Annotated in this window: 22 protein-coding genes and 1 tRNA gene; 9 read left to right on the top strand and 14 right to left on the bottom strand. The window is 60.3% G+C overall.

From position 1 onward, the window contains the following. Position 1 precedes the first annotated feature (1 nt). The 8 genes from IH944_07355 to IH944_07320 form a co-directional block, all read right to left on the bottom strand. Positions 2–538 (bottom strand): hypothetical protein, encoded by a 537-nt coding sequence (locus IH944_07355; protein MCH7904370.1) that lies wholly within the window; start codon positions 536–538, stop codon positions 2–4. Then, complete coding sequence (locus IH944_07350; protein ID MCH7904369.1) at positions 531–1,691, bottom strand: hypothetical protein; 1,161 nt, start codon at positions 1,689–1,691, stop codon at positions 531–533. Before IH944_07350 ends, IH944_07355 begins: the two co-directional genes overlap by 8 nt. Beyond that, a complete protein-coding gene (locus IH944_07345; protein ID MCH7904368.1) occupies positions 1,691–2,326 on the bottom strand; it encodes a cytochrome c in 636 nt (211 codons plus the stop codon). The genes IH944_07350 and IH944_07345 overlap by 1 nt, the downstream gene beginning before the upstream one ends. After that, entirely contained in the window at positions 2,326–2,886 is a 561-nt protein-coding gene (locus IH944_07340) for a DUF3341 domain-containing protein (GenBank protein ID MCH7904367.1), read from the bottom strand. Before IH944_07340 ends, IH944_07345 begins: the two co-directional genes overlap by 1 nt. Then, positions 2,886–4,292: a polysulfide reductase NrfD gene (gene nrfD, locus IH944_07335; protein MCH7904366.1), complete on the bottom strand. Its 1,407-nt coding sequence runs from the start codon at positions 4,290–4,292 to the stop codon at positions 2,886–2,888. The genes IH944_07340 and nrfD overlap by 1 nt, the downstream gene beginning before the upstream one ends. Before the next feature lie 2 nt (positions 4,293–4,294). Continuing rightward, positions 4,295–7,411 carry a TAT-variant-translocated molybdopterin oxidoreductase gene (locus IH944_07330; GenBank protein MCH7904365.1) on the bottom strand — a complete coding sequence of 1,039 codons (3,117 nt, stop codon included), beginning with the start codon at positions 7,409–7,411 and terminating at the stop codon, positions 4,295–4,297. A gap of 7 nt (positions 7,412–7,418) precedes the next feature. Continuing rightward, the gene (locus IH944_07325) at positions 7,419–8,165 is read right to left on the bottom strand and encodes a cytochrome c3 family protein (GenBank protein MCH7904364.1); all 747 of its coding nucleotides are present in this window, start codon (positions 8,163–8,165) and stop codon (positions 7,419–7,421) included. Between the two features lie 84 nt (positions 8,166–8,249). Beyond that, the gene (locus tag IH944_07320) at positions 8,250–10,079 is read right to left on the bottom strand and encodes a protoheme IX farnesyltransferase (GenBank protein ID MCH7904363.1); all 1,830 of its coding nucleotides are present in this window, start codon (positions 10,077–10,079) and stop codon (positions 8,250–8,252) included. A gap of 326 nt (positions 10,080–10,405) precedes the next feature. On the opposite strand from IH944_07320, the gene IH944_07315 reads away from it, so the two are divergent. From IH944_07315 to IH944_07290, 6 genes are all read left to right on the top strand, one after another. Further along, positions 10,406–11,140, top strand: coding sequence for a phosphodiester glycosidase family protein (locus tag IH944_07315; GenBank protein ID MCH7904362.1), 735 nt, complete (start codon positions 10,406–10,408; stop codon positions 11,138–11,140). Between the two features lie 51 nt (positions 11,141–11,191). Beyond that, a complete protein-coding gene (locus tag IH944_07310) occupies positions 11,192–11,935 on the top strand; it encodes a glycosyltransferase family 2 protein (protein ID MCH7904361.1) in 744 nt (247 codons plus the stop codon). Continuing rightward, entirely contained in the window at positions 11,925–12,650 is a 726-nt protein-coding gene (locus IH944_07305) for a class I SAM-dependent methyltransferase (protein MCH7904360.1), read from the top strand. The genes IH944_07310 and IH944_07305 overlap by 11 nt, the downstream gene beginning before the upstream one ends. Next, entirely contained in the window at positions 12,651–13,493 is an 843-nt protein-coding gene (locus IH944_07300) for a menaquinone biosynthesis protein (protein ID MCH7904359.1), read from the top strand. A gap of 591 nt (positions 13,494–14,084) precedes the next feature. Beyond that, positions 14,085–14,160 (top strand) — tRNA-Ala (locus IH944_07295). Positions 14,161–14,228: 68 nt separating this feature from the next. Further along, positions 14,229–14,792, top strand: coding sequence for a HEAT repeat domain-containing protein (locus IH944_07290; protein ID MCH7904358.1), 564 nt, complete (start codon positions 14,229–14,231; stop codon positions 14,790–14,792). A 63-nt stretch (positions 14,793–14,855) separates the two neighbouring features. Here the strand turns inward: IH944_07290 and IH944_07285 are convergent, their stop codons facing one another. Further along, positions 14,856–17,399 carry a PQQ-like beta-propeller repeat protein gene (locus IH944_07285; GenBank protein ID MCH7904357.1) on the bottom strand — a complete coding sequence of 848 codons (2,544 nt, stop codon included), beginning with the start codon at positions 17,397–17,399 and terminating at the stop codon, positions 14,856–14,858. A 68-nt stretch (positions 17,400–17,467) separates the two neighbouring features. Between IH944_07285 and IH944_07280 the strand changes: the two genes are divergently transcribed. After that, positions 17,468–18,628, top strand: coding sequence for a beta-lactamase family protein (locus IH944_07280; GenBank protein ID MCH7904356.1), 1,161 nt, complete (start codon positions 17,468–17,470; stop codon positions 18,626–18,628). Between the two features lie 108 nt (positions 18,629–18,736). On the opposite strand, the gene IH944_07275 is transcribed toward IH944_07280, so the two are convergent. From IH944_07275 to IH944_07255, 5 genes are all read right to left on the bottom strand, one after another. Next, positions 18,737–20,080, bottom strand: coding sequence for a hypothetical protein (locus tag IH944_07275; GenBank protein ID MCH7904355.1), 1,344 nt, complete (start codon positions 20,078–20,080; stop codon positions 18,737–18,739). A 115-nt stretch (positions 20,081–20,195) separates the two neighbouring features. Continuing rightward, positions 20,196–21,986: a DUF2961 domain-containing protein gene (locus IH944_07270; protein ID MCH7904354.1), complete on the bottom strand. Its 1,791-nt coding sequence runs from the start codon at positions 21,984–21,986 to the stop codon at positions 20,196–20,198. A 210-nt stretch (positions 21,987–22,196) separates the two neighbouring features. Continuing rightward, a complete protein-coding gene (locus IH944_07265; GenBank protein MCH7904353.1) occupies positions 22,197–22,523 on the bottom strand; it encodes a redoxin domain-containing protein in 327 nt (108 codons plus the stop codon). A gap of 236 nt (positions 22,524–22,759) precedes the next feature. Further along, positions 22,760–23,653, bottom strand: a complete 894-nt coding sequence (locus IH944_07260; protein MCH7904352.1) for a hypothetical protein — start codon at positions 23,651–23,653, stop codon at positions 22,760–22,762. Positions 23,654–23,722: 69 nt separating this feature from the next. Then, positions 23,723–23,983: a hypothetical protein gene (locus tag IH944_07255; protein MCH7904351.1), complete on the bottom strand. Its 261-nt coding sequence runs from the start codon at positions 23,981–23,983 to the stop codon at positions 23,723–23,725. A gap of 282 nt (positions 23,984–24,265) precedes the next feature. Here IH944_07255 and IH944_07250 point away from each other — a divergent pair, with 282 nt between their 5' ends. Together IH944_07250 and IH944_07245 are read left to right on the top strand one after the other, a co-directional pair. Then, positions 24,266–24,943, top strand: coding sequence for a hypothetical protein (locus IH944_07250; protein ID MCH7904350.1), 678 nt, complete (start codon positions 24,266–24,268; stop codon positions 24,941–24,943). Continuing rightward, positions 24,921–25,307: a hypothetical protein gene (locus tag IH944_07245; protein ID MCH7904349.1), complete on the top strand. Its 387-nt coding sequence runs from the start codon at positions 24,921–24,923 to the stop codon at positions 25,305–25,307. The genes IH944_07250 and IH944_07245 overlap by 23 nt, the downstream gene beginning before the upstream one ends. The last annotated feature ends 130 nt before the right edge of the window (positions 25,308–25,437 follow it).

Genomic DNA, 25,437 nt, shown 5'->3' with positions numbered 1-25,437 from the left:
GTTATTCATCCTCCTCGGCCGGTATCAGCTCTGCGCCGGGGGCTCCTTCAGACTCGGCCTCCGGCTCTGGCTCCGGCTCGTCGTCGGTTGAGCCGAACGATATCGTCGGGCGGCTTGGCACCGCTACTTCGCGTCCTGGCGGAGCGAACCCTTCTTCAAGCATGAGGCCGATCGCGCGGTCTATCGGGATTCGGGCAACGCCGGCCTCTTCGTCTATCCAAGCCGAGGTATTCAGGCGGATTCTTTCATTCAGGCGCAAGTCTTCGATGTCCGTCTTTGCAGTCACAGGGCCCTGGATGATTGGAGCGTCGTCGTCCGGCATTCTTGTCCGCTCCATGCTTTCGGCACTTGGAACCGTCACCAGGTCGTTGTCGACGAGCGACATGAACAGCCACGCAACTACCATCACCATGCCGACGAACCCGTAGAGTACGCCGGCGTGAATCGGCATCTTCTCGACCGGCACGTCGCGAGTGTCGTAGCCTAACTCCTTCAACTCGTCTATCGTCTGCCGATCGTCTTGATCGTGCTCATGCATGATCTGCCGCCTCCTTCAAGTGAGGTTGGTCCTTGACGAACAGCGGTGCGGACGTCAGCCCTCGGCCGAACAGGAAGAACCACACGCCTCCGAACATGGCCAAAGCTCCCAGCTTGCCGACGATCCCGTCCATCACCCCGGTCTCCCACAGCGGGGCGACCCCGTAGTGCATGTCGAGGAAACGCACGCCGAACAGCCACAGGCCTGCGACCATCAAGAGCCGCGGTTCGCGCTTCATTCTCGGTGAAATCAACATCAGGAACGGGACGAAGAACCCGAGCGTGATCAGGACGGGGCCGAGGTACTCGAACCCTCCGTTGGTCCGCGTGATGAAGTACTGCGTCTGCTCGGGCAGGTCGCCAGAGTAGATGATCAAGTACTGGCTGAAGCTGAAGTACGCCCACAGCATCGTGAGCACCAGCATGAGGTTGCCGATGTCCTTAGTCAAGCCCGGGGTAACGATCTTGTCGAACGGCGGCTTGTTCGCCTGCCACCCGATGATGATCGCGACGAGCCCGATCGCGCCGAGCGCTTGCATCACGATGAACCAGATGCCGTACATCGTGCTGAACCAGTGCGGCAGCATCGACTGCGCCCAGTCGGTGATCGCAAAGTTCATCAGGAGGAAGTAGATCGGGAAGAACCCGGAGCTCCAGTTCGTCATCCAACGCAGGTACTTCACGTCGCCGGTGTCGTCGAGCTTCCGCTGCCACATGCGGTTGCGGTACGACATGAAGATGAAGATCGCGAAGTACGCGACGGTCCGAACCTGCCAGAACGTCGTCGTCAGGTACCACTCTGCCTTCGGCCCAATCTCCTCTACGGTCATCCCTACCCACGGGTAGACGGTCTCTACGTTGACCAGGATTGGGATGAACAGGACGAAGGTCACCAAGAGCATCAGCGGGCCTCCGCCAGCCTCGAGGAGGCGCATGACCGGATACCCCCAGTGGCCCTTGGCCATGTGGTGCAAAAGCGACAGCCCGAAACATCCGAAGGTCAAGCACGCCCAGAACAGCCACCCGTAAAGGTAGGTCAAAAGGTACTCCTTCGAGGTTCCGCCGCCGGGGTCGAGGAAGTACAGCGCGACGCCAGCGACCAGCAGCGCGCCGCCCAGCACGGCGAACACCTTGTAGAACTTGTTGTCGCCCACTAGTCGTGCCCTCCTCCTGTGCTCGCGTCGTTCTCATCGTCGAGCTGTAGTTCGGGCGCGTCCATCAAGTCTCGCTGCTCTACCGGCACATCGTCGAGCGTCGCGTTCTGGCTTCGCTGCAAGACGCGCACGTAAGCCACGACCGCCCACCGATCCTCCGGCGTGATGCGCGCCGCGAGTGAGTACATCGCGCCGTAGCCGTTCGAGATCACGTCGAAAAAGTGACCGACGGGCATTTCGCGCAGCCGATCGGTGTGGTACGTCGCGACCGGACGCTGAAGGTTGAATCCGCGCTTAGCGATCATCCCGTTGCCGTCGCCCAGCGCGCCGTGGCAGTTCAGACAGAAGATGTTGAACCTCTCTTGGCCCCGCCGAATAACCTCTTCGGTGACGACGATCGGGAACTCCTCGACGAGCTTGCCGTCGATATAGCCGTAATAGACATCATCCGTTCTGGGCTTCAGATACTGCACCGTGCCTCGCACGGGCATACGGCTTGCCATGTTGTCGGCGTAGAACTCGCTCTTGTCCTGCGCCATCACCTTCGGCTGCAGCCACATGTCGTTGTGGCACCCGACGATCGAGAAAACAAAGATCGCCGCGCACGCCGCCTGAAGAACTCTAGAACGCTTCATCAGTAGCCCTCCGAGGTTTCGATGTACTCGACCGACTCCGCGCCTGTCGAGTTCAAGAACTCCACGACCGACTCTCTGCTGAACTGGGCGTCGGTGGCCTCGATGCACAGCAGGAATCGATCTTGCGAGGCTCGCGGGCCGACTTCGGCGTTGAAGATCGGATGGTGCGGCTTCGGAAGCCCGTTCAGCATGAACATACCGACGGTAGCAGCAAGCGCAGCGAAGAGGATCGTGGCCTCGTAGAAGACGGGCAAGAACATCGGAAGCGTGAGGTACGGCTTTCCGCCAACGTTGTGAGCGTAGGCAATCCCCTGGCTCCACACCTGGAGCCCGAGCCCCGCGGCGATGCCAATCAGCCCGCCGAAGAACACGATGTATCCGAGGCGGTCGTCCTTCCACTCAAAGACTTCGATGATCCCTTCTACAGGGATCGGCGAATACGCCTCCATGTCTTTGTAGCCGCTCGACTTGGCCTTCTTGGTCGCGGCGAGCAGCTCCTCCGGGGTCGTAAACGCGGCGACCACTCCGTACGGCTTTGGCGATGTGTCTCGGTGCGACATCAGTTCTTCCTCGCCTCCTCCGACTCCTGCCCGGAATCGTCCTCGTGCTTCTCAGTGTGCACCATCTCCTTCATCTCGAAAATGTTGATCATCGGGAGGAACCGCACGAACAGGAAGATCATGAAGATGAAGAACCCGATCGTGCCAAAGAACATCGCGAAGTCCCAAATCGTCGGCGAGTAGTATCCGAACGCGCTCGGCAGGTAGTCGCGCGTCAGGCTCATCGGAATGATCACGAACCGTTCGAACCACATGCCGATGCTGATGACGATTGAAATCCAGAACAGAGCCCTCAAGTTCTGCCGAATCTTCGGGAACCACAACATCTGCGGGATGACGAAATTGCACAGCAGCAGCAGGTAGTAGATCCAAGAGTACGGGGCGTCGAACAGGTGCATCTTGTTGTAGATGAGCGACAGTTCGACCGGCTCGCCACTGTACCACGCATAGAACCACTCCATCGCGTACCCGTACACCACGATGAGGCCGGTCGCCAGCATGACCCTTGCCATCCAGTCCATGTGCTTCATCGTGACGAACTCTTGGAGCCCGTACCACCGGCGCAGCGGCACAAGAAGCGCGATCACGACTGCAAACCCGGCGTACACGGCGCCAGCCACGAAGTACGGCGGGAAGATCGTAACGTTCCACCCCGGAACGATCGACATCGCAAAGTCGAAGGATATGATCGAGTGGACGGACAGCACGAGCGGGGCCGATAGCCCGGCAAGAATGATCGAAGCGTGCATGTAGCGGTGCCAGTGTCGGGCAGAACCGCGCCACCCCAGCGACAAGACACCGTAGACGAGCTGCGAGATGCGCTTCTTGCTGCGATCGCGCAACGTGCCGAGATCCGGCACCAACCCTACGTACCAGAACATCACCGAGACCAGGAAGTACGTGCTGATCGCAAACACGTCCCAAATCAGCGGAGATCGGAACTGCGGCCACAGCCCCATGATGTTCGGATAAGGGAGCAGCCAGTACGCGACCCAAGGACGCCCGGTGTGCAACAGCGGATAAATCCCTGCGCACATCACGGCGAAGATCGTCATCGCTTCGGCAAATCGATTGATCGAGTTGCGCCAGCGCTGCCGCATCAGCAGCAGGATCGCCGAGATCAGCGTCCCCGCGTGACCGATGCCGATCCACCAAACGAAGTTGATGATGTCGAACCCCCAGCCAACCGGCTGGTTGTTGCCCCAGATCCCGATGCCGGTGAATACCAGCACCGTGATCGAAATCAGCATGATGTTGACGAACAAGAAACCGATGCCGACCATCACCATCCACGGTCTCTTGTGCGACTTCGGATCGAGGACGATGTTGCCGAGCGTGGCGTCGATCGATTCGTTGGTGTGGTCGCCCGTCAGCAGCCGCTGATCGAACTTCTGGTCAACCGGCATTGCTAGACGCCGACCTCCTCGTTCAGGTTCGTGACCCGCGCGAGGTACGTAGTGCGCGGCCGAGTGTTCACCATTTCCAGCAGGATATAGTTGCGCTTGTCCTTTCGCGACTTGGCGACCACGCTCGCCTCGTTGCTCTTGTCGCCGAACACGATCGCGTTCGTCGGGCACGCCACCTGGCACGCCGTCCGCACTTCGTCGCCGCCTATCTTGCGCCGCTCCTTCTTCGCAGTAATCCTAGTCTCGTTGATGCGCTGGACGCAGTACGTGCACTTCTCCATCACGCCCCTGCCGCGAACCGTCACCGACGGGTTGTGCCGCATGTCCTTGACTGCGATTCCGTGCAGGTTCGCGTAGTTGAGGAAGTTGAACCGGCGAACCTTGTACGGGCAGTTGTTCGAGCAATAGCGCGTTCCGACGCACCGGTTGTAAACCATCTGGTTCAGCCCTTCCTTGCTGTGGATGGTCGCTGCGACCGGACAGACCGGCTCGCACGGGGCATGCTCGCAATGCATGCACGTGACCGGCTGAAACTTGATCTGCGGGTTCTTTATCGGCCACTCGTCGCTGCTGCCGCCGGTGTAGTAGCGGTCGATGCGTATCCAGTGCATCTCGCGACCGCGCTGAACTTGGTACTTGTTGACTACCGGGATGTTGTTCTCCGCGACGCACGCCATCACGCACGCGTTGCAGCCCGTGCACAGCGTGAGGTCGATGGTCATGGCCCACTGGTAGTTCGCGTCGTCGTCGGCGTTCACGTCGGGGAAGATGCCGCTCAGAAGGTTCCTGTCGTTGTCGTACATCGACGGCGCTTCGTGCTTCTCCGGCAGCTCCTCGACGCCGCTGTTCAGGTTCCTGAACCGCTCCAGCGTCATCTCCTGGAAGATCTCGCGGTCGCTGTCGACCTCGGTGACGTCGATCGTGTTGTGGAACTGCGTGTTCGCCAGCGGATACGTCTCTTTCGTCTTTTGAAGCTTCACGCCCTCGGTCGTCATCGACATGTTCCGGCTGTCGCGCACCCGGTATGCGCTGAAACCGCCGCCGTGCTTGGTCCTGTCGTCCGACTCGATGATCCGACCGCCGCGCGTTCTGCCGTAGCCGAGATGAACGACGATCACGTCGTCGGCCATGCCGAGGTTCACGTAGACAGCCCCCTCCACGCTCCGACCGTTGGCCGTCAGCTTGAAGACGTCCGCGTCGCGAACCGCCGGTACGAACAGGTACTTCTTGTCGATCTCGACCCCGTGCTTGAGCGCGGTGGCGTGGCTCATCTGGATCGAGTTGTCCCACGTCAAGTTGGAGATCGGTTTGGGAAGCTCTTGCAGCCATCCGTTGTTCGCGTACCTCCCGTCGTACACGGTTGGATCGGGCAGGATCACGAGTTCAAGCTCTGACGATTTCATCGACTTCGGAATCCCGCTCAGGAGCCCCTCGATCACTTGCACCTGGATCTCGGACGCCTCCGTTCCAGCCAAAACGCCCTTGCTCAGTGCAACTCGCCAAAGCTTGTCAAACTCATCGTCGCTAGCGTCGGCGTTCCAATTCGAGCGCCAGTAGCTCCGCACGATCTCGAGCCCTTCTCGAGACTCTCCTGCCAGCGCATCGAGCAGTTCGTGCGCCGACTTACAGTCGTAGAGCGGCTCGATGAGCGGCTGCTGTATCGAGGCGGTGCCGTCGAATGCGCGACCGTCCGACCAGGACTCCAGAAAGTGAGAGTCCGGCAGCTCCCAGTCGCACGCAGCGCCTGTTTCATCGGCGTGCAGCGATAGGTGCGCCGTGAGCGAAACGCCCTTGAGCGCCTCGACGAACCCCAGATCGGCAGGCGCGTCGTACACCGGGTTCCCGCCCAGTATCAACAACATATCGAGCCCGGACTCCATCGCCGTGACCAAGTTTCGGATCTCGGCGGCGCTGTCGGCTGGCTTCGGCAGAACCGGCTCAGTGTGGATGACCGTCCTGCCGACGTTGCCCAGGAACTCGTTTACGCCGTGCACGACCGCATGTACCGAAGGAGGCAAGTGGTCGCCCGGCACGACAACGCTCGCGCCGCCGTTCGCCATCAAGTCGGCGGCCAGGGCGGCGATCCACTCTTTGCTCACGCCGTCGGGCGCCGAGACGCCGGCAGCGCCGCTCATGCCCAACTCCGCGGCGAGCGCGCGAACGAACTGCAACATCTGCGACGGCTTCAGCGGAATCCTGTGGTCGGCGGTCACGCCCAAGGTGCTTGGTGCATGCTCGACCACATAGATGCGGTTCATGCCCTCGTGGTCCGCGTCGATCTGCCGACCGCCCATGATGTCGGACATGTATCGAACCGCTCCCGGGCCTTCCATGAAGGTGTTCGAGTCCACTGCGAGGATCACGTTTGCACGATCGAAACGGTACCGCGTCTCGACGTGCTGGCCGAAAGCTGCGACCGCGCCCTGGCGAACGCTGTCGCGATTCACCGCGTCGTACTGGTACCACTGCGCTCCAGGGTATTTGCTCTGGAACGCCCTGATCTGACTGGCCAACGACGGCGAGCCGACACTCTCAGTCAAGATGGCGATTCTGGACCCATCGTTCGCCTCGCCGGCTGCAAGCTTCTCTCTGGCGTCCTTCAGAAAGCTAATCCACGTGCTGAATTCGCCGCGATCCTGCACCGACCTGAGCCGGTCGGGGTCGTACATGCCTAGAATCTGAGCCTGCGTCCGCGCATCGACCCCCGATTCGCTTGTAGGGTGAAGAGGGTTGCCGTCGAGCCGTATCGGTCGGCCCTCGTAGCTTGTGGCCAACAAACCGATCGCATAGCCGCCTACGGTGTGCGACGTGGCGTACTGCACGGTTTCGCCCAGAGGTCTGTCCTCTGGGGCAATGATGTAGGGAACTATCCGGCTTTCCGGGGTCGTTCGACAGCCAGCGGCACCCACCCCTGCGAACATGAGCGATGCGCCCATCACCTTCAAGAAGTCGCGCCGGTCGATGCTCGCCAGATCCTTGCGATACGGGAATTCGTCTTCGGCCCACTTCTCGATTTCGGGAGAGCCCACAAGTTGCTCCAGGCTCTTCCAATACTTAGGCCCGGAAGCTTGCTTGCCCCGATCGGGCCTCATCTGCTCGGTATCGCTGTCGCTCATCATTGAATCTTCATCTGTGACAAACGTAGCAGTCCGCCATTTGCGTCAGGTTGACGCCGAGCTTCTCCATAACCTCCAAGTTCTCGTGGTACTTGTCCTTTGGCACGCGCTCCATTAGCCCTTCGGCGATGTTGTGCTCTGCCGGCGTGAGCTTGTCGCCGGCGATGATTTTCTGATACAGCAAGAACACCTGCTGCCTTGGTGACATATCGCCGGCGCCTTCGACCTGATACAAGAACTTTTCAGGGTTGTTGTGGCACTCCAGGCACCAGGACATATGGAACGTCTGCCCCTTCGACGTGATCGCCATCTGCGTGATCGAGCCGTGGCAGACGTTGCAGTTCACCCCACGGTCGATGTGGATGCTGTGGTTGAAGTACACGAAGTCCGGCAGGTTGTTCACGCGGACCCACTCGATCGGCACGCCAGTTTCGTAACTGTCCCGCACCATGTCGAGCAGGGGGCTGTTGGTCCAAATCTGCGAGTGGCAGCTCATGCACACCTCGGTCGCCGGCAGTCCGGCAACCGGGCCGTTCTCCACCGCTGAGTGACAGAACCGACAGTCGATGCCCAATTCGACAGCGTGGTGCTTGTGGCTGAACGGCACAGGCTGGTCAAGCGGAACCGTGACGCCCGTGTTGAACGGCGACCGAGTAATCGTCGATCCCAAATAGAAGATCGTGAACGGCACCCCCGCCGCTAGAAGCAGCCCGACGGTCGCCTTAGTGTTCGCACTGGGCGAAAACAACTGCGCCATCCTATAGCGCTCCTGCCTCTAGGGTCGTGCACATCCGGTGTATCGCTAACTTTACTGGACTAAAGCCGACTTCTGCAACTCCGGTCACGAAAGCAGCACCACCCTATCGACGGCAAACATGACGAACAGTGCGGCGAGATAGACCATCGAGTACTTGAAGAGTGAGCGCGCGTGCGGGCGGTCAGTGTATCGCAGCAGTTGCAAACTCTGTGCGATCAGACCTAGATTGAGCACCCCGGCACCGATCAAATAAACCCAGCCGACGTGTCCCTGGAAAAGCGGCATCACAGTGATCACAGCAGTCAAGACGGTGTAAACCGCGATTTGGATGACAGTAACGCGATCGCCCTTCACGACTGGCAGCATCGGTACGCCTGCTTTTGCGTAGTCGTCCTTGATCAACAGGGCGAGTGCCCAGAAGTGGACGGGCGTCCAAAGACAGATGATCGCGAACAGATACCAAGCCAGCGGATCCAAATAGCCTGTGACCGCTGCATAGCCCACGAGCGGAGGAAATGCACCGGCTGCACCCCCGATTACGATGTTGTAGTGCGTCCGCCGCTTGAGCGCAAGGGTGTAGATGAAGAAGTAGAAGAGCAGGCCGCAGAGAGCCATCATCGCGGCGAGAAGGTTCGCGGCAGCCCACAGGATCGCGAACGAGCCCGCCATCATCGCAAACCCGAAGATCAGCGCGTTGCGCGTGGAGATCACCTTCTGCACCGTCGGCCGGTTCGCCGTGCGCTCCATCGCGAGGTCCAGGTCCTGTTCGACGATCATGTTGAACGCGTTCGCCGCGCCTGCGGCCATGTATCCGCCGATCGACACGAACACCACGAGCCACCCGCCTGGCCAACCGCGCTGCGCGATGAACATGGCGGCCACCGTCGTGAACAGCAGTAAGCTGACAACGCGAGGCTTTGTCAGGGCGAGGTAGGCCTTGACCATAGTCGCGAGCCCCTGGGGCTGTGGCGCGACCGCCTCTTCGCGCCGCTCGACAGGCTGGGCAAACCTCTGAGCGAGCGCGGACGCGCCGAACAAGACCATGGCGATCCAGATGCCGTCGGAGACTGCAAGGTGGATGATCTGCATCCAAATCGGCGCCTGGAGGGCAACGTTGGCAATCCCGAGCACCATCTGCAGAATGAAGCCGGCGACGACCCAGCGCGCGTATTTGCGAGCTTTGCCGACTGGGCGGTTCTTGCTGACCAGCCCACAGGCGAAGAGCAGGAACAGCCCTACGGAGGTCGCGATCAGAGGGTGGAGCAGACGGAACCGCTCCGCCACGTGCGAAGTCGGGGCCAAGTCTTGGGAGAGCGATTCAAACGCAGACTTGACCGGAAAGATCGTATCGCCGAGAGCCGTGATCGCGCCCGTGACACCAAGTAGGAGAAGCGCCCCCAGTCCGAGCATGATCGCCCAGCCGGTAGAGCCCTGTCCCTTGATCCTAATACCCTCACCCCCGGCCCCAAAGTGCGCGGTCAGCACCTGGGCGCCGAGCAGGAAGAACGTGTTGATCAGGTGGAACGCCATAGCGAACACTCTGGCGAGCGACTCGTCGTGAGCAACCCATTGGAACTTGACGAGGCCCGCTCCGAGGGCGCCTTCGGTCAATGTGAACAAGAGGACGAAGCCGGCGGCCTTCCTGGCCGAGTGCCCGCGCGGGAAGGCCCTGATAGCCCAGAACAGCAGCCCGAGGACCAAGGGCAGCAGCACCGCGCTGCTGACTCGGTGACCGAACTCGATGCTCTCGCTAAGATCCGTGCCGGACGCGATGAGCGCGCCGTTGCATCCCGGCCAAAACGCCCCGCACCCGTCTCCATGGAGTCCGGCACGAACGAACGCGCCGAACAGGATGACGGGGATTGTGTAAGCAAGGACGATCCACGCGTACCGCGCAAACTTCGCGTTAGCCACGCTTAATCACACCGCTGATATCCAAGAAAATTCACCGAGCAGAAACCGTGCTGCAGTCTTCGCCCTACCAATCCGTCCGCGAGCCAAGCCCATTCCCGGGACGAATAGAAAGACCGATACACACCAACTCTTAAGAGATTAGCTCGCGCGCGGCGCATCGTGTCTACGGAGTCCTAGTCGTTTTATCCCGATTGTCGCTGGAACGCCATCACATTGACCGGTATCAGACGTCCTAAGAAAACGATGAAACCGTTCTCCATTTTTAGAAGCGCTCGTGAAGGCGGCGCTCCTTTGATCCGACATAGTAAATTGTAGGCAGCAAAATTATGGGACCCGCAGCCGGACTACTGCTAGCCGTGGCTCTTGCGCCGCACGGCCGAGCAGCCGATCGACCGATTAGGTACGTGAGCTTTCAGGACGGCTACGTCTACTACCACGCGGTGGTCGCAGACATGCCCAGCCGCAGGGTAACCGCAGAGGCATATTACGCGGACAAGCTCACCAACGCTTCAAAGATGATCGATGCGCAACGGCCTGCGGCGGCGATCACGGGCACGTTCTTCGGTTGGAAGACGCAGCAGCCGGTTGCCGACGTGGTAGTCAACGGAAAACTGGTCGCCCAAGGCAATCGTGGCAGCGCCGTCGGCGTCGACTGGTACGGCCAGGTCAAGATCTTCGATACGCCGTACCAGCGAGAGATCGACTGGTACGGCTATAGGCATCTGCTGCGGGGAACGGTGCGGCTCATTCGCAACGGAAAGGTTTCGCCTAATCCGCGGGCGCAACACTTCACGGACATCGGACTGCTGGGCAAAGCTCCTCGGACCGGCATCGGTCTAACGGCGTCGGGCGAACTGGTCATGATGGCGACCAACAACCGCGTGACGCTCCGCGAATTTGGCAACGCCATGAAGCGACTCGGTGTCGTCAACGCGGTATCGCTCGATGGCGGAGGCTCGACCATGCTCTACTACCGCGGGAAACTCGTCATTCCGCCTAAGCGCGGTCTGAGCACGATTTTCATCCTCCACGAGCGACCACTGGACAAACCAAAAGGTTAGCGCATTCGCTGCGCCCGCGATTGACATTCCACTGGTAGACTCGAAACCGACTTGGAAAAGCCGCACCTCGCCGTCATCGTCCCGGCCTACAACGAGGAAGACCGGATCGGTCCGACCCTGGAGCGACTGAACGAGTACCTCGCTGCCCAGTCTTACACGTGGAAGGTGGTGGTCGTGAACGACGGCAGCACGGACTCCACTGTCCAGATAGTCGCCGACTTCTCCGCCTTGCACCCCGGTTTCGAGCTGATCGACTCCCAGCCTAACCGCGGCAAAGGGTTCGTCGTGCGCAAGGGCATGACCGAGGTCGAGGCGGAGTGGCTGCTCTTCTCCGACGCCGACCTCGCCGCGCCGATCGAGGAGGTCGAGAAGCTCTTCCTCGCAGTCGAGAAGGGCGCGCTGATCGCGATCGGCAGCCGTCCGCTGAAAGAGTCCGATCTGGAGGTCCGCCAGCCGTGGTACCGTGAAATGGCGGGCCGAGCCTTCAACCTGATGGTTCAGCTTTTCGCCGTGCGCGGGATCAAGGACACCCAGTGCGGGTTTAAGCTGTTCCGGCAGGATGTCTCGCGCGACGTGTTCGGCCGGAGCAAGCTCGATGGGTACGGGTTCGACTTCGAGGCTCTGATGATCGCGCGCGACCTGGGGTACGAGATCGCCGAAGTCCCGATCCGCTGGTCGCACCAGGAGGGGTCGAAGGTCAATATGCTCCGCGACGGGTCCAGGATGATGGCCGAGTTGGTCAAGCTCCGGTTAGCGGGCAAAGGAGGCCGCACGAGGCCCCGCGATGCAGACTGAAGAGTACGCCAAGATGCGCAAGGCTGAAGACCACTACTGGTGGTTCGTCTCGCGACGTCGACTGGCTTTGGCGATGCTTGACCAGTTCGCAGGTTCAAAAGAGCGGGTGTTGGACGTCGCGTCGGGCACTGGCGCGGTGCTGGCCGAGCTCCAGAAGCTGGGCTGGGCCGGCGGCGTCGACTTCAGCCCTCTGGCGATGCAGTTTTGCCAAGAGCGGGGACTCCCAAACCTTATGGTGGGCAACGCGGAGACGCTACCGGTGCGGGGCGGACAGTTCGACGCGGTCGTGTCTCTCGACACCCTCGAGCACGTCCCAGACCACGAGGCCGCTGTCTCTGAGATCGCCCGGGTGCTCAAACCGGGCGGCGTGCTGATTCTGAACGTGCCCGCCTTCAAGTGGCTCTGGGGGCCGCACGACGTGGCGCTGATGCACCACCGCCGGTACACGAAGAGGCAAGTCAGGGATCTGCTGGAGCGGCACGGGCTGAAGCTCGAAAAGCTCTCCTACAGCGTGTTCCTGCTGTTCCCTATGGTGATCCTTGTGCGAACGATCGACAAGTTCCGCTGGGGCCCGGCGAAGGTCTCTTTGCCCAGGGTTTCGGGCGGAATCAACACGTTTCTTGTCAAACTGCAGGACATGGAGGCGCGTTGGATCATGGGCGGTTCGCTCCCTTGGGGCAGCAGTGTCGTCGCCGTGGCGCGCAAGGAGGGCTAGATGGCGAAGTTCACTGTAGGATGCGTGCCGTTCGTCAACGCCCGCCCCCTCGTCGCGTGGTTCGATTCTCTGGGTGCCGAGAGTCCTGTCAGAGTCGTCTACGAGATCCCATCCCTGCTTCCAAAAATGCTCGATGAGGGGCGCGCGGACGCGGTGCTGGCATCGAGCTTCGACGCCCTGGTGACGCCCGGCCGCCGGATCGCAGAAGGCGTGTGCATTGGGAGCTACGGCAAAGCGGAGAGCGTGAAGCTCTTCAGCAACGTGCCGTTCCCGGAAATCGGTTCGCTTGCGCTCGACCAGAGTTCGATGACAAGCAACTACCTTGCGCAGATCGTTTTGATCGAAACCTACGGAGCGCGCCCGTCTGTCGAAGTCGCCAAGCCGAATCTCGATGCGATGCTGGAGTTGCACGACGCGGCGGTGCTGATCGGCGACATCGGGATGACGACGTCCGGAGACGGGCTGCACGTGCTGGACCTCGGTGAGGCCTGGACGTCGATGACCGGACTGCCGTTCGTATGGGCGGCGTGGATCGGTGGCGAGGGTTTGACGACAGAGCTAGCAACGCTCTTGCACCGGGCTGAACGGTGGAGCAACGAACACATCCAGGACGTGATCGACCAAGCGGCAGAGTCGTCCGGCTGGGATCGCAACGCCTGCGCTCGGTACCTGACGCGCACGATGCTCTACCCGATGGGCGATCGGGAGCTTGCGGGTCTGGCTGCTTTCCGGGACGCGCTCCTACGTTGCGGGCTTGTCGACTCTGCGGTCTTTCCGACCGTCCAGCCACTTGATCGCGCCGGAGGTGACGTACCACAGCGCGAGAAAGCCAGCAAGCTCTAGGGCGAAGCTGCCGAACTTGAAGAAGACTTGGGCGACAATGAGCGACACTGCGAAGCTTGGCGCTTCGACCACCGCGAGATCCCTGAGCGTGCTGTTCTTGGTCAACGAGTACATATGTGCCCGCTATTTTAGCCTTAACGGGTCTGTCGCATGGGCTGAAACGGCTCGCGGATAGCAGGAGACCGGTCGAAATGCAGCCGCATGCTTCAGCTTGCGCGCTTACCACAGGCTCCCACCTGCAAGGCCGTCCAACGCGCCCGGAGGCAACCGGAAGGATGCGGCCACACTTTGCGACAGGACATGGTTTACAGCGCACATCTGTCCACTGTTCCTGGGCTGGCTCTTCCGCAAGCAACCTAGAGGGCGTCGGCGAACGGCGCGATAGCCCGTGAGCATCCGTCCGGCTCGCGGGGACGCTCGCCCTCCCCTGCTGGCGTTACGTCGCAGCTGCGGCACGGCCTGCCCTTCGGGACAGACCGTGGCACCCTAGCCTGTGGTCAGAACGGCCGCCCCCGTCCGAACCAAACCGAACAAACCCGGACAAACCCGAACAAATCCCAACGCCCCGGTATAATTCACCCGCTTCGACATGGGGCTGTAGCTCAGTTGGGAGAGCGCTGCAATCGCACTGCAGAGGTCAGGGGTTCGAGCCCCCTCAGCTCCACCAGTTCCAGCAATCGAGTCAACAGCACAAAATCGTGTTAATCTCATATCAGCACGGCTAGGTGATCACCCATGTGTACAAGACAACCGAGAGCTCGCGGCAAGAGCCTGCTGCAGGCAATCGCAGTCGTCCTTCTTCTCGCGCTTGGCACATTTGCTCGAGCCGACGATCTCAAAATCGCCAAGGCTTGGAAAGATGTGATCGCCGACGAGAATGTCACCGCGCGACGGGCGATCGTCAGGGTGCTAGGCCGGACTGGGACGGAGGACAACCTCTTTTTGGTAGTAGGAGCCATGACCGATTCGGACCAGTCGGTGAGGCAGCTTGCGCGGGACACCATGCGGAAGAACAAAGGGCCTGCGGGGTTTCACGCGCTAGAGAGGAGCCTGCTGGACGGCAACGCCTGGGAGATAGGGCTGTTACTGACCCGGTACACCGAGCGAAAGTACGTGACTTTCTTGTGCAACGACTTGCGCCATAAGAACGCGACCGTCAGGTCGGTGAGCGTATTCGCGTTGAGCAGACAAGTTGCTAAGCAGGCACTCCCGATCATCAAGACGATGGAGGACGACCCGGTCGAGGGCGTTCGATGGGAAGTCATGAACGCGCTCAAACGATACGATTCAGGCAAGTGAAGTCTAGCACCGTCGTTCGCAGTTTCAGCCACAGAACGATCCGGCGATCAACTTTAGCACGGCCTAAGAGATGTACTGCATATACATCTCGATGACGACCCAACGGTTGCCGAACTTCTTGGCTCGCACGAAGTAGCCGGTGCCGTTCAAGCCGCCGTAGTAGGTCGAGATGATCACTGTCCCTTCGCTCAAGTCTTCGTTCCACGTGATCGTCTGGCCAGACGGCGGGCTGTCGTCGTCGAAGTCCCTCGCCTCTTCAAAGCCCAAGAAGGCGACGCCCTCTTCCCACAGGCCGCTCAGCTTGTCGGTTCTGTTCGACCGCCGTTCTTCGTCCGTCCAGATGACCGGCCCGTGCCAACCTGGCATCTCGAACGGCTCCATGCCCTTCTCGCCTGTGAAGATCGCAGGTGAAACGTCGGTGTCGAAGTGGTACCGCGCCTCGAACACGGCCGCGAAGAACGCCTCTTTGTTCGTGAGGGTCCTCGGCTTGACCATCGGCCATGGATCGACGAGGTCGCCGGTGCCGTCGTCGTCCGTATCCGGGTCTGCGGGGTCGGTCCCCAGCCGCTCCTCCATCAGGTCTGTCAGGCCGTCGCCGTCCCTGTCGCTCGATACCGTCTTTTCACCGACCAGCAGGTCGAACCAGAGGCCGGCGACGATGTCGCTGACCGAGTACCCCTTGTACGACTGTTCGACGTTGTCGGGCCGGTTCCTGATCCTCCTTGAGACCTGGGTGAGGCCGGTAAAGAGCGGCTGCACCCACTTGTCGTTCTCTCTGTGCACGATCCAGAGGTCGCTGTAGCTGCCCATCGCGTCGCTCGTGATCAGCGCCCACAAAGTGCCGTCGTCGTCCTTGCGGGTGTCGATGATCGCCGTCCTGCGCTCGCTGTCTTCAACGAGCTCGCTCAGCTTCATCCTCTTTTCAAGCGGCGCAAGAAGTCGACGACCAAAGCGCTCGGCCAGCACCGCCTTCAGTCCGGCCGCCCCGCCGACCCGCGCGAGATTGACGTAGGCGAGCTCGCGCACACGCGAATCGACGGCCTCGTTTTGCAGGAGACCGATCATAAACTCGACGGCCTCCGGCTCGGGAGAGTTGGCCAGCGAGGTTAGCGCCGACGAGAATTTACCGAACTCGAGTTCATCAGCTGGGATGTCGGCAACCTGGATGAGGAAATACGACGTCGAATGAGCTGGGTCGCCTCGATCCGCAAGGAGGCGAAGGAGATTGTCGCGGGCGAGGTTGCCTTTTGGCAGCGCCTCTGCAATCTGCATGATGCCGTCCGTGTGCTCTCCGTAGAATATCCCTGCCAAGTCCCCCATGATGTCCATGACCAATGAGTAGAATCTGAAGTTGTCGATCTCATCTTCTCTGCCCTTGTACTTGTCATAGAGACGACCGTTTTCGGCCATCGCCTCGGCCAGAGGGAGTATCGCATCGGCGCCCATGCTTTTTAGCCGCGCCCTTTCGGCGTTGTCCAGAAGAACGTACTGCGACGCCATCGACCTGGCCAACTCCTGTCGCCCGGCCGCACTATCCGGGATCGGGTCGTACTCGCCCGTCCGGTATCCCAAGAACCGCTCACCATCGGTGCAGACGAACTTGTCTCCCTGGATCCAGATGGGGAAGCTGAAACCGATGTCCGCTGGAACAGTCCACTTGCGCGCGCCGGTGGGCGAGAAAGCAACAAGTTCATCCATCGATCTAATGATCAGCGTGCTGTCAGCGACCAGCCCAAATTGGTAACCGCCCGACATGTTCTGATCGCCTACGTCGACAGACCAGCTGAGGCTGCCGGTTCTAATGTCCAGCGCCCGCACGATATTTCTGCCCAGCGTGACAAAGTTGCCAGCGAATACTCCCGCGTAATCGTTTGCGTCGCCATCTGCCCGCCAGATTACTTGGCCCGATTTTACTTGGCGTCCTACGAGACCCCCGCCCTGTGAAACAAGGACGACCCCTGCCTCGTCCGCGACAGCAACTTGGCTCCTCGAATTCGTGACCTTCCAAAATATCTCGCCCGTCTTCAGGTCGAGCGCAAGGGTCTCGAACTCCCACGTGTTGATGTACACCTGACCGTTTGAGATGACCGGCGGCGACCTCAGCGCCCACCACTTGAACTCCTCCTCGCCCTTTTCGACGAACACCTCGGTCGACCAAATGATCTCCATCTTGGCGGTATCTATGCCGGAGAGAGTCCTCGGTTCGGTCATTGCGACGAGTACGCCGTCCTGGGCCGCCATCGGTGAGTCCTCTCCGCTCCTGCGGACTGACCGTTTGTGCTCGCCAGTGGCCCTATCGAGCGCAGCGATCCAGCCTGGGCCTTCCCCCGAAGCAGTAATCAATACGTAGACCGAATCCTCGTCTACCGCGACGGACCGGGCGTACTGCTCACCTCTAGGCCGCCACGTCCAGTCCACTCTCTGGGCAGAAACGTCGAACGAAACGCACGAACCCCCGCTCGTGAAGTAGACAGAGCTGCCGGCGACCGTGGGAGTCTCCATGTAGCCCATCGATCGGTCGAGAAGATGCGTCCACTCACGCACGAATGGCGGCAACGGGAAGGTCTGCCCCTGTTGCACGATCGATAGTAACAGCACCCCAAGCATGGCTCTATTCTATCAGTGTCTCGACCCCGGCTGGCCGTTCAAATGCGGAAACTGTGTAAGATTCGCTGATGCGAACTCGGAGCTTGCTTTTTCTCCTGCTGTTGCTCGGCTCGGTCGCACGGGCAGACGAGATCGACGACCTGGTGCGGGCGAACATGGACGCCGACGGGATCAACGGGGTCGCACTCGGGATCGTCGTGGACGGCGTACTGCAAGAAAGCCGGAGCTACGGGCTCGCGAACATCGAGACGGGCACCGCGGTCTGGCCGGAGACGGTGTTCAAGATCGCCTCGCTCTCCAAGGCGTTCTGCGCCGCGGTGACTATGATGCTGATCGAGGAGGGGAAGCTCTCGCTGGAGGACCGCGTTGTCTATCATCTGCCGACGGCGCCGGAGTCTTGGGGCAAGATCCGGATCAAGCACCTGCTGTCGCACACATCGGGGATACCCAGGGCGCCGGGCTTCCAGTTCTCAGCACAGTACACGCCGGAGGAGTTCGTCGCTCTCTTTGACGGCATAGAGCTTGCTGAGGAGCCGGGCGAGAAATACCGCTACAACAACTTCGGTTTCGCGACCCTAGGCCAGATAGTGCACAAGGTCACGGGGATGCTACTGCGCGAGTACGTGACCGAGCGGATATTGGAGCCTCTGGGGATGACCGCGACGCACTACTATGAGATGGGGCGGATCGTCCCTCATCGCGCGAACGGCTACCGGCGGCGCGACGGTTCGTACTCCAACCCCAACCCCGCGCGGCCAAGGGCTTACGACGGCAGCGGCGGGGTTTTGACGAGCGTTCTCGACTACGCTCTGTGGGACAAGGCCCTGCGGTCGGACGACCTGTTGAGCGCTGAGATCAAGGAGAAGATGTGGACCCGGTTCACCCTGAACGACGGTTCGCTCGGCGAGTATGGGTTCGGGTGGTTTCCGGACGAGGTCGATGGCGAGCGCGTGGTGTGGCACCACGGCAACACGCAGGGGTTTACGGCGCACGTGATCCGCGGGCTGGAAAGCGGGGTGACCGTGTTCGTTTTTCGAAACGGCTCTGGAAGCGAGGCGCAGTCTCTGGCACGGGGGATTCTAGCGGCATACAAGGAGCAGAGCGGGCGCAAGGCAGACGAGCCGCGCAGCGTTCACTCAGTTCGCCACTCATTGTCCTTGTCGTGGGCGCAATGTTTGACCCTCGACCGTCGATCTCTTAAGCGCATGAACTCGATGCCGAGGCAGTAGCCGTTCGAGAGGGGGTTCTTGCCGATGTACTTGAGTTTCAGGATGTAGTTTCCGGGTTCCGGTGCGACCTGACAGGTCGCACCGGAACGCACAGCCGTTCCTGAGGCGTCAGCAGCCGCAGGCACCGAAGGGGCAACTGCACCACCAGTGACCGCAAGCGGCGCCGCCCGAGTGGTTGTTGTTGCAGTTGGCTTGGCCGCACCGGCCGCACTGAATCTTGTCTTTGTCCACTTTGGCGCAGTTGACCGTGCCGTCGTCGTTGCAGAAGAACCAGCCCTCTGTGCAGGTTCCGCACGTGACCAAGCAGCACTGCCGCGACGTACAGTATTGGCCGTACGACGCCTCCAGATAGACCCAGCTCCATGCTTCGACCATGAACGAACCAGGCGACACGGCTGTAATCGGCGCCTCGAACGTGTACGAACCGTCCTTGACCTGCGAGATGTCGACCGCGTGCGAGTCCACGTTGTGGTTCGGGAAGCTGATCGTCGCAGGGGTGTCGTTGCGGTACTTGATGTAGATACTGTCGACCATCTGCCCTTCTGGAAGGTCCTCCAGAGCGCCCAGGCCGTTGATCGTGATCTTGATGTTCGAGGTCTGACCAAGCACCATGGTCTTTGGGCCTTCGATGCTCAGTGAGATAGCGACCATTGGGATCTCATACGTCTCGCCGGCCTCCTCCACGACGCACCCCAGTTCGCCGACCCTCTCACCGAGGTCGGGCACTGCGAAGACCGCGCCGCGCGGGTTCTCGGCGATAATCGTCGCCTCTTGGCCAGCGATCGTGATCTTGGTGTCGGACATGTCTCCGTTGAAGTCGCCGGGGATGTCGATCACCTGTTTCGACCTGGCGATGATCGGCTCGTGCTGGAACTCGTTGTCGCGGCTCTCCTGGTCCGTTAGATCGACGTTCGTCTCGGCGACCGTGTTGCCGTCCCGGTCGAGCAGCTTCCAGACCATGGCCCCGACAGCGGCGAAGGTGATGAACTCGCCAGGCTTTACGTCGTGATTCTTGCCTTGGGGGTCCACGATGACCATGCCCGCGAACATCGCCTCGGACTCGCCCGGCGGCGCCGATGCGACGACGACGGTGGAGACCTGGTCGCCCTCGCGCGTGTCGTACGGGAGCACGACTCCGACGAACACTCCGTCTGCCGTCTTCATGCCGATGCCGGACGTATCGACCGGCGGGGTCTGGGCTATCCACTCCATGCCCTGGGGCAGTTCCCGCCTGGGATTAACGCGTTCCAAGTCCGTTGCGAGCGGGCCAGCACCATCGTTATCGACCACAGTTCCTGTGAAGAACGACTCCGCCGACACGAATTCACTTGATTCCGAAGCTTTGCTCGCCGTAGCAGAAGCTCCGACAGCATCCCTGGACAACGAGAACGAAATTGCGGTCGCGGCAACCAGGCCCAAACCCAGGATGCCGACGATGCCAATAACTTTCATATCAAATCTCCTCGGCGGCGCGTTCGCGCCGGTGGCATGACCATACCTGACGCGTGCCCCACGCCCGGTAGAATTCATTCTGTGATTGGCGTCTCGCACAGGCTAGGAGACTCTGCTAGCGGTACAGCTTCAGTTCTTTTCGCCAGTCCATGTCCTTGTCGTGGCCGTACTGTTTGACCCTCGGTCTTCGTTCTCTCAAGCGTACGGATTCCATGCCGAGGTAGTAGCCATTCGAGAGGGGGTTCTTGCCGGTACATACGAGCCGAAGGATGTACATGCCGGGTTCGGGCCAGAAGTCGAGCAGGTGGATCTCCTTGCTCTTGACTTCCTTGGTGTAGAGGTCGATGGGGGAGCCGAGGGGGACTGCAGATTGATGATTGATGAATGATGAATATGGGGCGGGACTTTGCGGCGACCCTCCGAACTCCCGAACTCCCGAACCGCCGAACGAACCCGAACCAATCCGGACCAAACCGAACAAACCCAAACGAATGCCGAGCGGCTCGGCCTGCGGTAGCAAAAGCGGCGATGAATCGCCGCACTCCAAAACAGTCTCTACTGGAATCAGGTACGCCTGGTAAGTGCCGAAGTCGTAGCTGGTGGTCATGTTGAGCAGGAGTCGCAGCGGTTCCTTCTCGGTGATCTCGAACGGAATCTCGATCCAGGCGTCTCTTTCGCTGGTCGGTCGGTAGAGCACTTGGGGGCCGTCGTAGAAGGAGAGGTTTTGCGTCTCTGCCGGGAAGTCTCCGCGGTTTTCGATGTGGTCGCGGGCGTAGGCGATCACCCTTTCGAGAGAGGGGAGTTTTCTCTCTGGCCCGCTCGGCGCGCGGGCTGCGAAGGTCGGCGTGCCGGTCTGGTACCAGAACGCGACGCTCGAGTAGTCGTCTTCCCTCTCGTTCCACGAAGTGCTCTTGTAGTCGGGGTTTTCATCCGGCGAGATCCAGCCGAAGTGCTCGAACGTGACCTTGATCCCTTTCTGGAACACGAGTGGGTCGTTGATGTGCCACCGGTATGCGCTCGTGTGGCCGCCGACTATGCCCCACTGGTCGAAGAACGGCGTCCCGAAGTACGGTGTGCTGGTCGTCTTCAGTCCCCAAGCTGAAAGAAAGTAGTCCTCTGTGCCGGTGCCCCAAATCGAAGGGTGCTCCTCGCCGTCGATGTAGATCTTCTCGTCGCCCTCGCCGAACCAGCTGGGGCTTCTTGTCCTGACGCTGAGCACCGTGCCAACGTAGTGGCCTGCTCCCTCGGTATCCAGCACGACGTAGTCTTGGCCGCTCTTGACCGGGTACTCCTGGCGGTACTGCGCGTAGAAGTACGGCGTGTCCTCCGGGAGGGAATCGCGCTTGATCCAGTCGATGTTGTAGTAGAGCAGGGAGATCGGCTTCTCGCTCTGGTTGACGATCTCGATCCTCGCGGACTTGCGGAACGGCATGTGCCAGAAGCAGTTGTAAGAGTCCGCGTCCTCGACGATGACCGGGATGCTGATAACCTCCCTCCTTTTGCCGAACGCGTTGGCGAAGAAGTCTCCTACCGGTGCTTCTATGGCTGGCTTTTCGCTTCCGTCCCAGTAGATCCTCAAGAGCATCTCCTGGTGGTCTGCCGAGCCGTCCGGCGCCCAACCTTGCGGTTGTGGGCCGAGGAACGTGAGCCACATGTGCGTGATGACCCCCGGCCCCTCTTCGTCCATCAGCACGTGCGTCTCACCCGCCGCGACACGGAAGTTGTCCCAGTTGCTGCGCTCGCTGAGGTCGCCCTTTGGTCTGGCAGTTCTGAGGTAGTTGCCATCCGGGCCTTCGCGCCTCGTCGAGGTCGCGCGCCGGGACTGCCCCTCGTGCTTCTGCGCGAGTCCGGCTAGCCCGCCTCGGTCTTGAGTCGTCAGCAGTGCCGCGAGAATTAGTGTCGTCATCGGATCACACCTGGCGTGATGTTATCCTTTGAAGGTGCGCAATTGGAGGGTTTTGCTCCTGCAAAACCGTGAGCGGTGTCGCAGGAGCGCCACCCTCCATCTTTCTTGCCTGAGTGTGCGGACGGTGCAACGCCTACCCTCGGGACCAACTGCGGAGTCCGTTCTGAGATATCGGCCAAGCAAGCGAGCCGTTCGTTGAGTCCGTCACCCTCAACTACTCTCCTGGTACCACTTGATGATGCTCACCGCGTCCACGGCGTCAAACCGGCCAATCGGCCCGCTCGACTGGGTGAACTGGACGATGGTCCGGTCGGGCCGCAAAAGGAACCCCGACGGCTGCACGAACCCCTTCTCCAACTTGACATGGCCTCCGATCGCCGCCAGCGTCCTCTCGGCGTCGAGCCCAAAGTACATGGGGTAGGTCAAAGAGTTGCGATCGACCATCTCCCGCGCCTCTTCCTCAGAGTCCGAAGAGAGGGCCGCGACCTGCGTCTCTAGGCGCCGAAGCCGCTCGAACTGTGACTGGAACTCGGCCAACTGCCGATGGCAGAAGCTTCACCACACTCCGCGATAAAAGAGGAGCACGCTCCAGCCCGGCCCAAGGTCGTCGGGCAGTGTCCTCTTGCCGCCATCGAGCCTGAAGGCTTTTATCGTCGGGAACGGCTGGTCGTTCTGGATGGTCATCTGTGCAACTGTACCGAATGATGGCTTTTGTCGCTCGCGCACGTCCGGTGATGAGAGAGAACGAGACCTGAGGGATGCAGCTACAGCGATCACCAATCGTACTGTCTGATGTGCAGCGGTTCGATCCGGTCCATCGGTCTGTCCCCAGCGAGAGAAAGCACGATGCCCAGGGTCGTCGGAACAGTGTATGCGCCCACGCCACCGCCGTGATGGGCACCCTTGGCGACGAGTTCGAACGACACGAACTTGCTCGTTTCTAAGTCGAAAGTGGCATAACCAAGGAGCTTTGCGTCGTAGCCGCGGTCGGGTTTGCGCGGGAGCCGCGCCCTGGAGTAGCCGAAGCGTGGAAGGTCGTCTTGCCACACCTTGACGGCGCCGTCGAACCGCACTGAAACAATGTTTCCTTCGATCTTAGTGACCGTCGACGTCAGCTGTGCGGATTCAACTTTGTTCAACGGATACGGGTCTGCCCAAGCAAGAACCGTGTCCGTGAAGTGGTAACGCGCCAGCCGGTTGATCAGGCTTGTCGGCACTTCGTGCTTGTCGCCCGTCTTGGGAGCATTGGGGAGGAACTGTCGCGCTTCGTCCTTGCTGAACCACGCGTAGTCCCTGTTCCACTCGACCAGTCCGCGTAGCTCGCGCGCGGTGCGCGGCTCTCTCTCATAGAACTTGTGCAGCGCGACCATGAGTACGAGCCCGTCTTCGGGATACATCGAGGACTTCTTGGCCATGTTTGCTTCGTTCCCGAGCCTCTCCGCCTGTGACATTGCGTTCCATTTCTTCAGCCCGTCCTTGAGGAACGTCTTCATCCCCGCAGGATCGAGCGTGTGACCATAACCCAGCAGCTCACCGCTTGGCGTCACCAAGTAGGTGCCTTGCGTGGTTTGCAGGTTGGAGTAGTTGCGGGTCATGACCTGACGGAAGAACCTGCTCGCGGGCGTGTTGCCGCGCTGCAGCTTGTCCACTTCGTCGGTGGCCGGCAAGAAACCCTTGACTAGCTCCCTGACTCCTTCGTCTTCCCAGGCTAACTGCCTGTCCTTTACACCGTTGAATCAAGTCATGCCGACGGGGTTTCCGTTCATCATCCACAGGAGGATCGGCTTGTCCTGCTTGCGTGCTTCGGTGATCGCTGGCCCGAGTTCGGGCTGCCATGGGATCGTCTCCCACTGCGCCGCCGACGGGTTGAGAAGGATCGCGGCGCGGATCTTCGAGAAGGTCGCCTCATTGAGTTCAGAGGATCGAACGTTTACTTGCGCGCTTGCGGAGGCGGAACCGATCGCTGATGCAATGAGTAGGTATACGAGCCTTTTCATGCCAGCGTAGACGCATGTCCAAGGCAAAAGTTCATGTCAGGCTATTGAGAGTTGAAGGATCTAGTGTACGGATGTCAATGGTGGCTTCTGCTCCAGGGCGACCTTGCCCAGGTATCGATTTCAGGTCGTTCTCGATGGACGGCGAGACCAAGGGTCGCCCCGGCTGCCAGGCTGGCAACTTGCTAGAGGCTGCGCGTTGGAAGCTCGGAACTTTACCTTTACCCAGACCCAATGGCTAGATCTTCACCCTATTGCAGGCCGTAATGGCGTAAAATTAGGAGCATGACAAGCTCTGAAACCCTCGGGGTAGGCATTTACTCACTAGTTGATACGGCCCGCTTGCTCAAGACACCGCGACGAACTCTGTCGCGGTGGGTAGAGGGTTACGTCCAAGAGCTCAGGTACGGCACCAAGGAATATGCAGCAGTGATCGCACGGGATGAGGAGTCTGCACTTACTTTCGGCGACCTCGTTGAGCTGATGTACGTGCGGGGTTTTCGCGATGCGGGCGTAAAGCTCGATGAAATTCGCGCTACAGCTGGCAAGTTCCGTAAAGCGTGGGGCGATTCATATCCGCTGGCGACTAAGAGATTTGCTACTGATGGAAAGGGGATGCTAATTGAACTGGGTGGCAATTGGCAGCACGCCCTAACGGGACAACATCACGCGTTCTTCGAAGAGATCGGCAGACAACTCGTTCACGTCGGCGATCTTGCATCCGAATGGCGGCCATTGGGTCGTGATCGGGCAGTCGTACTTCATCCAAACAGAGCATTTGGAAAGCCCATAGAAGATATTTCTGGAGCTCACACGTACGTCCTCGCACAAGCACTAATGGCTGAAGAAGACGCGGGCGCTGTCGCTTGGTGGTACGGTACGACTACCTCAGCTATTGAAGATGCCGCTGAATTCGAACGTTCCATGGAGCGCAAGAAAGGTGGCGACGTTCTTCTTCGATAACGATATCTCTTTCCGAATCGCCCGGGCTCTGTCCGGCTTGGTTCATGGTCACGAAGTCATTGCTTTGAGGGATCGCTTCCCAACGGATACACCAGATACTGTTTGGATTCCCGAAGCGGGTAAGAATGATTGGATCGTGATTAGTCGTGATCACAATCAGCGAAGGCGTGACGCGGAGCATAAGGCGCTCATGGCCAATGGTGTACGGGTGCTCTACGTTCGCTACTCGGGTAAGCAGGATACATTATTCGCAGATGCGGCACGTATCATCAAGAATTGGCCAAAGATCCAACAGTGGGGCATTGGCGCCAAACAGGGAACCTTGGCACGCTTGAGCACAGCGGATCAGATTGAGTCGCTGTAGCTTCTCAGATTCCGTCTCTGGGCGAGGCCATAGGTCCACTCTGGCTCGGGCGAAGGCCTTGGTCTCCAGGTGACCAGATGCCGGGGGAGATCGACGCGGTCGATAACGCAGCATATTGTCGGCTCCGGGA

Source organism: Armatimonadota bacterium (assembly GCA_022563855.1).
Lineage (GTDB): Bacteria > Armatimonadota > Fimbriimonadia > Fimbriimonadales > Fimbriimonadaceae > JADFMN01.
This window is presented reverse-complemented; position numbering and strand designations above follow the sequence as displayed.